Source organism: Enterobacter sp. BIDMC93 (assembly GCF_001037805.1).
Taxonomy (GTDB): Bacteria; Pseudomonadota; Gammaproteobacteria; order Enterobacterales; family Enterobacteriaceae; genus Enterobacter; species Enterobacter hormaechei_C.
This window is the reverse complement of the sequence record NZ_KQ089962.1, coordinates 2,925,261-2,938,532: the sequence shown is the minus strand read 5'-3', so window position 1 is coordinate 2,938,532 and position 13,272 is coordinate 2,925,261. Positions and strand designations below refer to the sequence as shown.

Annotated in this window: 11 protein-coding genes; 7 read left to right on the top strand and 4 right to left on the bottom strand. The window is 58.9% G+C overall.

Features of this window, described 5'->3' with window-relative positions:
• Nucleotides 1-52: 52 nt before the first annotated feature.
• From SK58_RS13685 to paaZ, 4 genes are all read right to left on the bottom strand, one after another.
• On the bottom strand, nt 53-1,159 hold the full coding sequence (locus SK58_RS13685) for a GGDEF domain-containing protein (protein WP_048220093.1): 1,107 nt from the start codon (nt 1,157-1,159) through the stop codon (nt 53-55).
• A 51-nt stretch (nt 1,160-1,210) separates the two neighbouring features.
• Entirely contained in the window at nt 1,211-3,184 is a 1,974-nt protein-coding gene (locus SK58_RS13680; RefSeq protein ID WP_017693485.1) for an alkyl/aryl-sulfatase, read from the bottom strand.
• A 168-nt stretch (nt 3,185-3,352) separates the two neighbouring features.
• The gene (gene tynA, locus SK58_RS13675; protein WP_048220091.1) at nt 3,353-5,626 is read right to left on the bottom strand and encodes a primary-amine oxidase; all 2,274 of its coding nucleotides are present in this window, start codon (nt 5,624-5,626) and stop codon (nt 3,353-3,355) included.
• Between the two features lie 196 nt (nt 5,627-5,822).
• Nucleotides 5,823-7,862, bottom strand: a complete 2,040-nt coding sequence (gene paaZ, locus SK58_RS13670; protein ID WP_048220090.1) for a phenylacetic acid degradation bifunctional protein PaaZ — start codon at nt 7,860-7,862, stop codon at nt 5,823-5,825.
• A 285-nt stretch (nt 7,863-8,147) separates the two neighbouring features.
• Here paaZ and paaA point away from each other — a divergent pair, with 285 nt between their 5' ends.
• The 7 genes from paaA to paaG are packed head-to-tail and all read left to right on the top strand — an operon-like array spanning nt 8,148 to nt 13,271.
• Nucleotides 8,148-9,077 (top strand): 1,2-phenylacetyl-CoA epoxidase subunit PaaA, encoded by a 930-nt coding sequence (paaA, locus tag SK58_RS13665; protein ID WP_023296558.1) that lies wholly within the window; start codon nt 8,148-8,150, stop codon nt 9,075-9,077.
• 12 nt (nt 9,078-9,089) lie between these two features.
• Nucleotides 9,090-9,377: a 1,2-phenylacetyl-CoA epoxidase subunit PaaB gene (gene paaB, locus SK58_RS13660; RefSeq protein ID WP_003857353.1), complete on the top strand. Its 288-nt coding sequence runs from the start codon at nt 9,090-9,092 to the stop codon at nt 9,375-9,377.
• A gap of 8 nt (nt 9,378-9,385) precedes the next feature.
• Nucleotides 9,386-10,132 (top strand): 1,2-phenylacetyl-CoA epoxidase subunit PaaC, encoded by a 747-nt coding sequence (gene paaC, locus SK58_RS13655; RefSeq protein ID WP_015570597.1) that lies wholly within the window; start codon nt 9,386-9,388, stop codon nt 10,130-10,132.
• Nucleotides 10,133-10,143: 11 nt separating this feature from the next.
• The gene (gene paaD, locus SK58_RS13650; RefSeq protein ID WP_023296559.1) at nt 10,144-10,641 is read left to right on the top strand and encodes a 1,2-phenylacetyl-CoA epoxidase subunit PaaD; all 498 of its coding nucleotides are present in this window, start codon (nt 10,144-10,146) and stop codon (nt 10,639-10,641) included.
• A gap of 7 nt (nt 10,642-10,648) precedes the next feature.
• A complete protein-coding gene (paaE, locus tag SK58_RS13645; RefSeq protein ID WP_023296560.1) occupies nt 10,649-11,719 on the top strand; it encodes a 1,2-phenylacetyl-CoA epoxidase subunit PaaE in 1,071 nt (356 codons plus the stop codon).
• A complete protein-coding gene (gene paaF, locus SK58_RS13640; protein WP_048220088.1) occupies nt 11,716-12,483 on the top strand; it encodes a 2,3-dehydroadipyl-CoA hydratase PaaF in 768 nt (255 codons plus the stop codon). Before paaE ends, paaF begins: the two co-directional genes overlap by 4 nt.
• Nucleotides 12,483-13,271, top strand: coding sequence for a 2-(1,2-epoxy-1,2-dihydrophenyl)acetyl-CoA isomerase PaaG (gene paaG, locus SK58_RS13635; protein WP_026094304.1), 789 nt, complete (start codon nt 12,483-12,485; stop codon nt 13,269-13,271). The genes paaF and paaG overlap by 1 nt, the downstream gene beginning before the upstream one ends.
• Nucleotide 13,272 lies beyond the last annotated feature (1 nt).

The following is a 13,272-nucleotide window of genomic DNA, read 5'->3' as shown; positions in this document are numbered from 1 at the left end:
AGGAAAAGGTTGGTTTTGTAGGCCGGGTAAGCGCAGCGCCACCCGGCGTAACTTACAGCGACCACCGATCCCGCCCGGCCTCCTTTGCCCTGTACAGCGCCGCATCGGCGCGGGCAATGATTTCCGGGCCGGCAAGCCCTGCGGTATAGCCTGCAATGCCCATACTCGCCGTCACACATTCACTCACCTTCGACGCGCTGTGCGGAATGGCTGCGTTGCGCAGGCCAGCCTGGATCCGCGCGGCGACTTTCTCAGCAACACATTCTTCGCAGTCAAAGAGGATCACCACAAACTCCTCGCCACCGTAGCGCGAAACCACATCCTCTGGCGTGCGCACCGAGGTGTTCAGCACCTCTGCCACCCGCGCGAGACACGCATCTCCGGCCTGGTGACCGTAGGTGTCGTTATACAGTTTGAAGTAATCGACATCCAGCATCAGCACCGCGAAGCGTTTGCCTTGCTCTACGGCATTTTCCAGCACCAGCTCCATCGCCCGGCGGTTGGCCGTTTTCGTCAGCGGATCCTGATGGGCCAGCGCATCCAGCCGCGAAATTAAACGCTGATTCTGCTGGTTGCGACGCCACGCCTCTTCAAACCAGCTCAACAGGATATAGCGCCCGCACACGAGAATGAACGTGAACACCACCCACAGCCCGGCAAAGCGATAATTAATTTCTTGATTCAGCAGCATGCTGGCAACCGGCAGGCTTACCCATAGCGGAACGGTGAAGCAGAGCAGCGCCACCGGCTGAAAATAGAGCGCGGTCATACCGGCCATCAGCAGGGTAACGAATATAGGCCAGGGATGAGGAAGCTGTAACACGTTGATAAACCAGTAACAACTTATCGACCACAGCAGGCTGCACATAAACAAAACGGCGCTGACGCCGCGGATGTGGCGCCAGGCCATGATCACCAGCGCCACGGAAAGGATCACCACGCCCAGCATGGAGGCGTCAATCATCTGCCGCAGAGGGGGGCTGATGTGCAGGAGGGCATCGATATGGCCGAACAGCGAATTGCGCAGCAGGACCATAAGGGCAAAGCTGGCATTCACAAAGGCGAGCCACGGCAGGTTCACGGCCAGCCCGTGAACAACCATTGATTTACGGGTAGGCCATATCGCGGGTTCGGGTGTGGCTGGATGTCTTTTTTCCATTGAAGAAAATTTTCCTTGAGCGGGCGGAACGTCCGCCCGCGAGTGCTGCCTTTACGGGGTCACAATGTTAAACCAGAATTCAAATTTATCCATGTAACCGAGCATGGCATCAAGTTTTGCGGCATCGCCGGTCACTTTGATATCGCCGTTATCCTGCGCCTGTTTAAGCGTCACTTCTTTCAGGATGATTTTATTCAGCGTATCGCGGTTGAGGGTCACGGTCGCGTCAGCGTCTTTCGCTTCGGCGTTCGCCGTGTGGTTCAGCACGCCATTTTCCAGCTCCAGCTTGTATTTACCGCCGTCGCTGCCGAGGTCGATGTTAAACACCGATTTTGCATCCGCCGCTTTTTCACCGTTAATGTGCACCGCCAGATAGTCAAAGAACATTTCTGGCGTCATCGCGCGCACGGTATCCGGGCTGGCGGTGTTCGGGGTCGGTCCTTTCACCACGCCGTTACGCAGCTCCTGCGCGCCGGTCAGGTAGAAGTTACGCCACGGGCCTGATTCAGCCTGATAACCCAGCTGCTCCAGCGCGTCCGCTTCCAGGTTTCGCGCGGCCTGATTATTTGGATCGGCAAAGACCACTTTGCTGACCACCTGAGCCACCCAGCGGTAGTTCCCCTGGTCAAAGTCGGTTTTCGCTTTGCTCAGGATGGCATCCGCACCGCCCATGTAGTCCACAAATTTCTTCGCGGCTTCTTCAGGCGGCAGTTCGTCCAGGGTCGCCGGGTTGCCGTCAAACCAGCCTAAATAGAGCACGTAGGTCGCTTTAACGTCATGGCTGACAGAACCGTAATAGCCACGGTTTGCCCAGGTATTGGCCAGGGAGTTTGGCAGTTTGAAGTTGGCGGCAATCTCGTCACGGGTCAGCCCTTCGTTCGCCATGCGCAGGGTCTGGTCGTTGATGTAACGGTAGAGGTCGCGCTGGCTTTTCAGCAGGTTAACCACGTTGTCGTTGCCCCATGTCGGCCAGTGGTGCTGCGCCATAATGATTTCGGCTTTGTCACCCCAGCGTACAATCGCCTGGTTGATGTATTTCGACCATGGCAATGGCTCACGAATTTTCGCCCCGCGCAGGGAGTAGGTGTTGTGCAGGGTATGGGTGACATCTTCCGCAGACTCGATCAGTTTTTTCTCTTCGATATACCAGAGCATCTCGGAAGGCGCTTCCGATCCCGGCGCGAGCATAAAATCATAGGTCAGGCCGTCGATCACCTCTTTCTGACCATCTTTCTCGATGATATTGGTCGGGGCGATCAGGGTCACCGTCCCGGCGGAGGTGGTAGTGCCGAGACCCGCACCGACCTGGCCCTTCGCATCCGGCTTCAGAAGGTTGCCGTACATATAGCTGGCGCGGCGGCTCATGACGTTACCCGCCATGATATTCTCCGCGACGGCGGCCTCCATAAATCCGGCGGGCGCGTAGACTTTCACCTTGCCGGACTTCACATCTGCTTCATCCACCACGCCGCGCACGCCGCCATAGTGGTCAACGTGGCTGTGGGTGTAAATAACGGCGACCACAGGCTTATTACCGCGATTTTTATAGTAAAGATCCATCCCGACTTTGGCCGTTTCCGCCGACACCAGCGGGTCGACCACGGTAATGCCTTCTTTACCTTCAATAATGGTCATGTTTGACAGGTCGAGGTTACGGATCTGGTAAACGCCTTCGGTCACTTCAAACAGACCGCTGATGTTAATCAGCTGGGACTGACGCCATAAGCTCGGGTTAACCGAGTCGGGCGCCTTATCGCCTTCTTTGATAAAAGCGTACTGCTGCGGATCCCAGACGGTGTTGCCTTGCTCACCTTTGATAATGTCCTGAGGCAGCGGGGCAATAAACCCTTTGTGGGCGTTGGTAAAATCGGTGTTATCGGAGAAAGGAAGCTGGTTGAAGAGTGCGTTGTTGGCCTGTTGCGTTGCTGCGGTGGCATCCTTAGGTGCTTCTGCGGCCCAGGCGGAACTGGCAGAAATAAAACATCCCGCCAGCGCGAGACTCCTGACGATCTCATTGATTCTCATCCTAAAACCTCTCAGTAAACTGTGACGTTGTTTGTGGAGACTCCGAATCCTGGTGAAAGTGTGTCAAGAAATGCAAAAGGATTAAGCGAGGTAACAATAACTATAATCGGGGAGAGTAATTCAGCAAGTAAGCGGATGAAAAACCGGGCATTACGCCCGGTCGGTGGGTTATTTCTGCTCTTTTTTCTTGCCGAGCGTTGGCGTCTCGTCAAAGAAATTCCACGGCTTGAGTAACGTGTGCACCCATTCCGTCGGCATTATCGGCCACTCCTCGGCACGGGCGACATGGGTGGTGCCGGTGGTCATCCAGATGACGTTATCCTGGTCGTTCAGCGACTCGTTATCTTTGCTGTACTGGCCGAGGCCGGTATCGTGCGTGGAACGGTTCGGGTATTTTCCCTCCGGGTACATCTCGTCGGGATGGTAACGCGTCACCCACAGCTGTTTATCCATAAAGCTCAGGCGGTGATAAATCCACTCGTCCGGGGCAAACTTCGCGCCGGACGCTACCGGGTGTGTACCGCCCGCGTAAGGGATGATCTGATACGAGACCGGGTTGCCCATGCGGTTCTCTTTGCTGGTATTGCTCAGCAGGCGGATGGTGCCCGGGTCAAACTTCTGTGCCGCCTGCTTTTCGGTATCAATATCATACTGATTAACCTGCATGGTGCTGGTGCGCGGTCCGCCAGCGGTGTTCGGTTTGACGTCCGGATCCATGGCCACCAGCTTATTGTTGATGCCGTCCACGTCCATATCCAGACGGAAGTTGTAGATGTGCTGGTGGGTGGTACCGACAATATTATGGTCGATCAGCGTTCCGTATCGGGTGTCATCCTTCGCGGTGGCATCATGCATGGTTTTCGTCTGCACGCCTTTCACCGCTTCAATGCCCGTAGCCCCTGCATCAATGCCGATAGTGCCGTTTTCGTGGAATACCCAGTCGAAGATGTAATCGTAGTTACCCACGGTGCTGACCCAGCGCACCACCAGCTCGCGGCGTTCGGTGCTGACGTTGGGTTTACCTAACTCCTGATGCTTATATTCCGGCCCGGCGTAACGCTCGAAAATGGCGATCGCCCGGGGGATCTCCATTGGCGCGCCGGTGTAATCCGGGATGGTTTCGTTGAGCATCACGGCGTTAGACGGAACATCCTTGCCGCGCACCAGCGGGGAGGTCAGGGTACCCATGCCGTAATCGCCGGAGTCCAGGTAGGCTTTAAAGTACCAGCCGATATCCGGGTCGCCGTACGGCACAATCATGCCGCCGAGCGATCCCTGATACATCACCTGTCGCTTTTTGCCGTTGTCGTTATAGGTCACGGTGGAGATTATCGGGCCGACGCGTGAGTCCAGGCTCAGATGAAAATCCCAGTTCTGCCAGTGCACCCTGTCCCCGGTGATGGTGTAGTTCTTGCCTTTCGGCTCGATAATTTCCAGCGGTTTTTTCACCGTTTCAACGCGGTCGCGGCCATCATAAGGGCGCGGCGTGAGCGGAACCGGCACGACCGGGCCTTCCTCAATCTTCTGGATTTTCTTCTGCTCGAGATCCACCACCGCAACCAGGTTTTCGATCGGGTGCGCCCAGTAGTTACCGTCGCCTACGTCGAGATAGCTGATCACTTTCAGCAGGCGGTCTTCCTGTTTCAGCCCATCCTTGCCGTCAAAAAAGCCGACGGTAAGCGGAGTGGTGATCACTTTCTTCGGGTCGGTAATGCCGCGCTTTTTCAGCACGGCGGCAAACTCCGGGCTTTCATTGATGATCTGCTGCACGGTATTGAAGTCATCCAGCAGCACCATGCCGTGCGCGTCTTTGATCGGCTCCCAGCGGAGGATCTTTTTGTCCTTCAGATCCACCCGGCTTTCGATGATGTGTTTACCATCAAGCATGATGATATTGGCCTGGCGGGGCGCATCCACCGCCGTGCCGTTAAGCACAAAGTCCCAGACTTTGGCCTTTTCTGGCTCCGCCAGCGCAATCTGGGTAAAGCGGGTATTGGGTTTAAAATCCGCAGAGGCTTTCACAATGGCTACGGCCTGGTTGATTTCATCAGCCGTCAGCGCGTTTAACGGGTGGGGGCTTTTTTCAACCTGGAATGTCTGATCAAGACCGGACTGAAAAACATCGTTGATAAAGGTCTCCGGGATAAACGCCTTATTGTTCTTCATCACCACGGGCACCTGGAGCGTCAGCGGTTTGCCGTTAACGATGGCGGTATTTGCGCCGGGTTTGACCTTCACAAAGGCACCGTCTTTGACGATGGTGAACATCTGGGCGTAATCATCCCACTGCACGTCCGCGCCAAACGCCTGAAGCGTTTTGTCCATCGGGACCATATGCGCCTCGCTGCCGTGAGCGTAAACAGGGGATTGCCAGGCGTAACAGAGCGCAACGGCCATGGCCAGTGCCGTTCTACGGGCAGAAAAAGAAGAATTGCTTCCCATCGCAGACCTCATCTTGTTGTGTTTATTGTGTTGTGTCAGCCTTATCCTGACAGGCGCGCACGAAAAGCGTTTGCCTGCATCTGCCAGGTTGTTTGTCAGTCTTGCCAGGTTAAAAAAAGAGCGGGGGTAAATCACACCCCGGTCAGGTAGTTGTAGGCCGGGTAAGCGGAGCGACACCCGGCAAGAAAGAGGTGCGTCAGAAGTCACCCTGCTGGCGCGCCACCAGCGTCAGGATGGAGTAGAGCGCCACGGCCTGCTGGTGCTGGTTGAAGATCTCCACCGCCCATTCCACCACGCCGGTGGGTTTTTCCTCGGCAGTGCGCTGTTTCTTCAGCGTTTTACGTTTACAGGTCAGGCGCACCTGAATGGTATCACCCGGCTTGACCGGCTCGATAAAGCGCAGGTTTTCCATGCCGTAGTTGGCAATAACCGGCCCAACCCCGGCATCGACAAACAGCCCCGCCGCGGCGGAAATCAGGAAATAACCGTGTACCACGCGCTCACCAAAAATCGACTCCGCCGCGCCAATTTTGTCCATATGGGCGTAGAAATGATCCCCGCTCAGGCAGGCAAAATTCACGATATCCGCTTCCGTCAGGGTACGACGCGGGGTCAGCAGGCTGTCGCTCGGCTGTAACTCCTCGAAGTATTTACGGAAGGGATGAACGCGATCTTCCTGCACCTCCGCGCCACGGACCCACTGTTTACCGATCGCGGCGAGCATGGACGGGCTGCCCTGAATGGCCGTGCGCTGAAGATAGTGCTTCACCGCGCGCAGGCCGCCCAGCTCTTCGCCGCCGCCCGCACGTCCCGGACCACCGTGCACCAGTTGTGGCAGCGGTGAACCGTGGCCGGTGGATTCTTTCGAGGATTCCTGGTTGAGGATCTGAATGCGTCCGTGGGCGCGCGCGGCACCGGCAATAAACTGCCGCGCCACGCGGGTATCTGCCGTAACCAGCGTTCCCGCCAGGCTGCCGCCGCCCGCCCGCGCCAGCTGCATGGCGTGTTCGGTGTTACGGCAGGGCATCAGGGTTGCGACGGGGCCAAAGGCTTCGGTGGCGTGGACGGCCGGGGTTTCGTCCGGCTGCGGGCAGAACAGCAGGGTGGGCGGGAAGAATGCGCCAGCCGCCTGCAAATCGGCTTTACCACCCAGACGGATCTGGCAGCCCGCGGCAAGGAGATGATCGACTTTTTCCTGCACGTCAGCACGTTGCTCACCGTTGACGAGGGCCCCCATCTTCACCCCTTCCTGGGCCGGATCGCCGACGACCACTTTCTCAAGCCGCGCAATCAGCGCCTGGCTGACGGCGTCAATCTGCGCTTCCGGCACGATGATGCGGCGGATGGCGGTACATTTTTGCCCGGCTTTGGCAGTCATCTCGCGCACCACTTCGCGAATAAACAGTGCAAACTCCGGGTGTTCCGGCGTCACGTCCTCACCCAGCACGCAGCAGTTGAGAGAATCTGCTTCCATGGTAAACGGAATGGAATGCGCGACGATATTTGGGTGGACGCGCAGGCTCTGCCCGGTGCTGGCCGACCCGGTAAACGTCACCACGTCCTGGCTGTCGAGCTGGTTCAGCAGATCGCCCGCGCCACCGCAGATCAGGCTGATGGCGCCGTCCGGCACCAGTCCGCTCTCGACGATCGCTTTCACCATCGCCTGAGTCACCTGCGCGGTGGCGGTGGCGGGCTTGATGATGGCGGGCATCCCGGCAAGCCAGGTGGGCGCGAGCTTTTCCAGCATCCCCCAGCACGGGAAGTTGAACGCGTTGATATGCACCGCCACGCCGGATTTCGACGTTAACACGTGACGTGCCGCAAAGCCGCCTTCCTTCGACAGCGGGATCAGCTCATCCTCCGGCCACAGGGTATCGTCCGGCAGCTCACGGCTGCCGAGGCTTGCGTAGGTGAAGAGGGTGCCGATACCGCCTTCAATATCCACCCAGCTGTCGGCCTTCGTCGCGCCGGTCTGGGCTGACAGGGCATAAAAGCGATCCTTCTGGCTCAGCAGATGTTTGGCCACCGCCTTCAGCATGGCGGCGCGCTCGATAAAGCTCATTGCACGGAGCGCTTCTCCGCCGTGTTCAATGGCGTAACGGCGCGCGGCCGCCATATCCAGCCCTTCGCTGGTCACTTCATATAGCGTTTCCCCGCTGATGGCGTGGGTGATGTTGCGCTCGCGGCCCCGGCCCGATTGCCAGGTGCCGGACAAGAAGCTGGCTAACTGCTGCATTTCTTCTCTCCAGATGTTTCGTGATTTCACTATCAATAGTTTGATCGTGAATCATAAAAATCAAGCTGAGTTTTAATGAATTGTTAACGTTGTGATCTGTATTGCTTAGCCTGACCACCCGAAAGTCTTGCGTTATCGGCCTTTCATCAAAAGGCTTGCGAGCGTCGTCACAAAATAAACAAACGCTTCTTGGGGTTATATTTAACCTTTGTGTAACTTTTAAGAAACCAAATGATTCACCATTTTGCTATTTGTGGTGATTTAACGAATCACAAAGGTGGTTATGTGACGCAAGAACAACGCTTTGAGCAACGCATCGCACAGGAGACGGCCATCGAGCCGCAGGACTGGATGCCGGATGCCTACCGCAAGACGCTGATCCGCCAGATTGGACAGCACGCCCACTCTGAGATTGTCGGCATGCTGCCGGAAGGAAACTGGATCACCCGCGCGCCGACGCTGCGCCGGAAAGCCATTCTGCTGGCGAAGGTGCAGGATGAAGCCGGACACGGCCTGTACCTCTACAGCGCGGCGGAAACGCTGGGCTGCGCCCGGGAGGACATTTATCAAAAGATGCTCGACGGCAAGATGAAATACTCCTCCATCTTCAACTATCCGACCCTGAGCTGGGCCGATATCGGGGTCATTGGCTGGCTGGTGGACGGGGCGGCCATTGTGAACCAGGTGGCGCTGTGCCGTACCTCTTACGGCCCGTATGCCCGGGCGATGGTGAAAATCTGTAAAGAAGAGAGCTTCCATCAGCGTCAGGGTTTTGAGGCCTGCATGGCGCTGGCGCAGGGCAGCGAAGCCCAGCGGCAGATGTTGCAGGACGCCATCAACCGTTTCTGGTGGCCCGCGCTGATGATGTTCGGACCCAACGACGACAACTCCCCAAACAGCGCCCGCAGTCTGGCCTGGAAGATCAAACGCTTTGGCAACGATGAGCTTCGCCAGCGCTTCGTGGACAACACGGTGCCTCAGGTGGAGATGCTCGGTATGACCGTGCCGGACCCCGACCTGCGTTTCGATGAAGCGAGCGGCCACTACCGCTTCGGCGAAATCGACTGGCAGGAATTTGACGAGGTGATCAACGGGCGCGGGATCTGCAACCACGAACGTCTGGCCGCAAAACGTAAAGCCTGGGACGACGGCGCATGGGTGCGTGAAGCCGCTCTGGCCCACGCGGAAAAACAACGCGCCCGCCAGGCCGCATAAGAGGAATCAACCATGAGCAATGTTTACTGGCCGTTATACGAAGTTTTTGTCCGTTCGAAGCAGGGGCTGTCGCACCGGCATGTGGGCAGCCTTCACGCTGCCGACGACCGCATGGCGCTGGAAAACGCGCGCGATGCCTATACCCGCCGCAGCGAAGGCTGTTCCATCTGGGTGGTGAAGGCGAGTGAAATCGTCGCTTCCCAGCCGGAAGAGAGCGGGGAGTTTTTCGATCCGGCGGAAAGCAAGGTCTACCGCCATCCGACGTTTTACACCATCCCTGATGGCATCGAGCATATGTGAGGTTGGGGATGAACAACGTATCTGCTTATGCCCTGCGTCTGGGCGACAACGGTCTGGTGCTCTCACAGCGTCTGGGCGCCTGGTGCGGCCACGCGCCGGAGCTGGAAATTGACCTGGCGCTCGCCAATATCGGCCTTGATCTGCTCGGGCAGGCGCGTAATTTCCTGACCTACGCCGCTGAACGGGAGGGTAAGGGCGATGAAGACACCCTGGCCTATGGCCGCGATGAGCGTCAGTTCCGCAATCTGCTGCTGGTGGAACAACCAAACGGCAGCTTCGCTGACACCATTGCCCGTCAGTATCTGATGGATGCGTGGAACGTGGCGCTCTACGAGCGGCTGATCCATAGCAGCGACAGTCAGCTTGCCGCCATCGCGGCAAAAGCCATTAAGGAGGCACGCTACCACCTGCGCTTTAGCCGCGGCTGGCTGGTGCGGCTGGGGGACGGAACAGAAACCTCCGCACAAAAAATGCAGCAGGCGGTGGATAGCCTGTGGCGCTTTACGGCTGAACTGTTCGACGCCGACGACGTCGAACTGGCGCTAATTGATGACGGCGTGGCGGTTGATCCGCGCGACCTGCGGGACCCGTGGGAGCGCGAAGTGTTTGCTGGCCTGGCGGAAGCCACCCTCCGCGTGCCCGAAGAAGTGGCGTATCGCACGGGCGGCAAGAAGGGGCTACATACCGAACACCTCGGGCCGATGCTGGCAGAGATGCAGTATCTCCAGCGCGTTTACCCCGGCCAGCAGTGGTAAAGGAGGACGCCATGCAACGCCTCGTCGACATCGCGCCTGCACAAATCCCGCAGATTTGGGCGCTGTTAAGCCAGATCCCCGACCCGGAAGTGCCGGTGCTGACCATCACCGACTTAGGCATGGTGCGCAACGTGAAGGCGCAGGGGGAAGGCTGGGTCATCGGCTTCACGCCAACCTATTCGGGCTGTCCGGCAACGGAGCATCTGCTGGGGGCGATCCGCGAAACCCTGACCGGAAACGGCTTTAGCCCGGTACATATTGTGCTGCAACTGGAGCCCGCCTGGACCACCGACTGGATGACCGACGATGCCCGCAGGCGCCTGCGTGAATATGGCATCAGCCCGCCTGTCGGCCATAGCTGCCATGCCCACGTTCCCGCTGAGGTGAGCTGCCCGCGCTGTGCGAGCACCGATACCTCGCTTATCAGTGAATTTGGTTCTACGGCCTGCAAAGCGCTCTATCGCTGCAATACCTGCCGTGAGCCCTTCGACTATTTCAAATGTATTTGAGGCTGCCATGACAACGTTTCATTCATTAACAGTGGCAAAAGTAGAACCCGAAACCCGCGACGCGGTGACCATTACCTTCGCGGTGCCGCAGGCGTTACAGGAGGCGTACCGCTTCCGTCCCGGCCAGCATCTGACCCTGAAAGCCAGTCCTGGCGGGGATGAACTGCGCCGCTGCTACTCCATCTGCCGGAGCACCGCGTGCGGTGAGATCAGCGTGGCGGTCAAAGCCATCGAGGGCGGACGTTTTTCCCGCTATGCCCGGGACGAGATCAAACCGGGCATGGCGCTGGAGGTGATGGTGCCCCAGGGGAATTTTGGTTACCAGCCGCAGGCCGAACGCGAAGGCCACTATCTGGCGATTGCCGCCGGGTCCGGGATCACCCCGATGCTGGCGATTATGTCCGCTACGCTGGCCACTGAAGCCCACAGCCACTTCACCCTGATTTACGGCAACCGCAGCAGCCAGAGCATGATGTTTCGCCGGGCGCTGGCGGACCTGAAAGATAAATACCCGCAGCGTTTGCAGCTGATCGCCATCTTCAGCCAGGAGACGCTCGACAGCGATCTGCTCCATGGCCGCATTGACGGGGAAAAGCTCCAGGCGCTGGCAAAAACGCTGGTGAATTTCCGCCAGTACGATGAAGCCTTCATCTGCGGCCCGTCGGCGATGATGGATGAGGCTGAGGCGGCACTAAAAGCGCTGGGTATGCCGGAAAAAGCGATCCATCTTGAGCGCTTTAACACGCCGGGTACCGCCGTTAAACGGACAGCCAGCGTGCAGGCCGACGGGCAGAAGGTCACCGTCCGTCAGGACGGGCGCGACAGGGAGATCACCCTGACGGCGGACGACGAGAGCATTCTTGACGCGGCCCTGCGTCAGGGGGCGGATCTGCCTTACGCCTGCAAGGGCGGCGTATGCGCCACCTGCAAATGCAAAGTGCTGCGCGGAAAAGTCGATATGGCGACCAACTACAGCCTGGAGCCGGACGAGCTGGCCGCAGGCTATGTGCTGAGCTGTCAGGCGCTGCCGTTAACCGCCGATGTTATCGTCGATTTTGATGCGAAGGGGATGGCATGAGTGAACTGATTGTCACCCGTCATGACCGCGTGTTGCAGCTGACGCTTAACCGTCCGGCGGCGCGCAACGCGCTCAACAATGCGCTGCTCCTGCAAATCGCGGAGCAGCTTGAGGCCGCCGCCGCGGATGCTGAGATCGCCGTCTGCGTGGTGTACGGCAACGAACGCTGCTTTGCCGCCGGGGCCGATCTCAACGAAATGGCGGAGAAAGACCTGCCCGCCACCCTGAACGATATCCGTCCGCAGCTGTGGGCGCGGATCAACGCCTTCACCAAACCGCTGATTGCCGCCGTGAACGGCTTCGCGCTGGGGGCAGGCTGTGAGCTGGCGCTGCTCTGCGATGTCGTGATTGCCGGCGATAACGCCCGTTTTGGCCTGCCGGAAATCACCCTCGGGATCATGCCGGGCGCAGGGGGCACCCAGCGGCTGATCCGCAGCGTGGGCAAATCGTTGGCCAGCAAAATGGTGCTGACGGGCGAAAGCATCACGGCGGTACAGGCGCACAGCGCCGGGCTGGCCAGCGACGTCTACCCGGCCTCGCTGACACTGGAGTACGCCCTGAAGCAGGCGGCGCGGATGGCGCGCCACTCGCCGCTGGCGCTACAGGCGGCGAAGCAGGCGCTTCGCCAGTCGCAGGAAGTCCCGCTTCAGGCCGGGCTGGCGCAGGAGCGTCAGCTGTTTGCGCTGCTCGCGGCCACCGACGATCGCCGGGAAGGTATCAACGCCTTTTTACAAAAACGCACCCCAGACTTTAAAGGACGCTAATTGTGGAATCTATTCTGAGCCATGTTGAGCAGGGCGTAATGACCATTACGCTGAACCGCCCGGAGCGCCTGAACAGCTTTAACGACGTCATGCACCAGCAGCTTTCCGAATGCCTGAAGCAGGCCGAGCGCGATGACGCCATCCGCTGCCTGCTGATCACCGGGGCAGGACGCGGTTTCTGCGCCGGGCAGGATCTTAACGACCGTAACGTCGACCCGAACGGCCCCGCGCCCGATCTGGGCATGTCCGTTGAGACTTTTTACAACCCGCTGGTGCGCCGTCTGGCAAAACTGCCGAAGCCGGTGATTTGCGCGGTTAACGGCGTGGCGGCGGGCGCGGGGGCCACGCTGGCCCTCGGCTGTGACATGGTGATTGCGGCCCGTTCAGCCAGCTTTGTGATGGCCTTCAGCAAGCTCGGGCTGGTACCGGACTGCGGCGGAACCTGGCTGCTGCCGCGCGTGACCGGACGCGCCCGCGCCATGGGGCTGGCATTGCTGGGCGATAAGCTCAGCGCCGAGCAGGCACAGGCCTGGGGAATGATCTGGCAGGTGGTGGACGACGACCAGCTCTCCGCCACCGCACAGCAGATGGCGCTGCATTTTGCCTCGCAGCCGACCTTTGGCCTGGGCTTGATCAAGCAGGCGATTAACGCCGCCGAAACCAATACCCTCGACGCCCAGCTTGATCTGGAGCGCGACTATCAACGTCTGGCCGGACGCAGCGACGACTACCGGGAAGGCGTCAGCGCGTTCCTGGCAAAACGCGCGCCGAACTTTACGGGGAAATAAG

Excerpts from the sequence above, each read along its gene's own strand:
- SK58_RS13685 (WP_048220093.1), bottom strand. The coding sequence starts at position 1,159 with ATGGAAAAAAGACATCCAGCCACACCCGAACCCGCGATATGGCCTACC.
- SK58_RS13680 (WP_017693485.1), bottom strand. The coding sequence starts at position 3,184 with ATGAGAATCAATGAGATCGTCAGGAGTCTCGCGCTGGCGGGATGTTTT.
- tynA (WP_048220091.1), bottom strand. The coding sequence starts at position 5,626 with ATGGGAAGCAATTCTTCTTTTTCTGCCCGTAGAACGGCACTGGCCATG.
- paaZ (WP_048220090.1), bottom strand. The coding sequence starts at position 7,862 with ATGCAGCAGTTAGCCAGCTTCTTGTCCGGCACCTGGCAATCGGGCCGG.
- paaB (WP_003857353.1), top strand. The coding sequence starts at position 9,090 with ATGAGCAATGTTTACTGGCCGTTATACGAAGTTTTTGTCCGTTCGAAG.
- paaC (WP_015570597.1), top strand. The coding sequence starts at position 9,386 with ATGAACAACGTATCTGCTTATGCCCTGCGTCTGGGCGACAACGGTCTG.
- paaD (WP_023296559.1), top strand. The coding sequence starts at position 10,144 with ATGCAACGCCTCGTCGACATCGCGCCTGCACAAATCCCGCAGATTTGG.
- paaE (WP_023296560.1), top strand. The coding sequence starts at position 10,649 with ATGACAACGTTTCATTCATTAACAGTGGCAAAAGTAGAACCCGAAACC.
- paaF (WP_048220088.1), top strand. The coding sequence starts at position 11,716 with ATGAGTGAACTGATTGTCACCCGTCATGACCGCGTGTTGCAGCTGACG.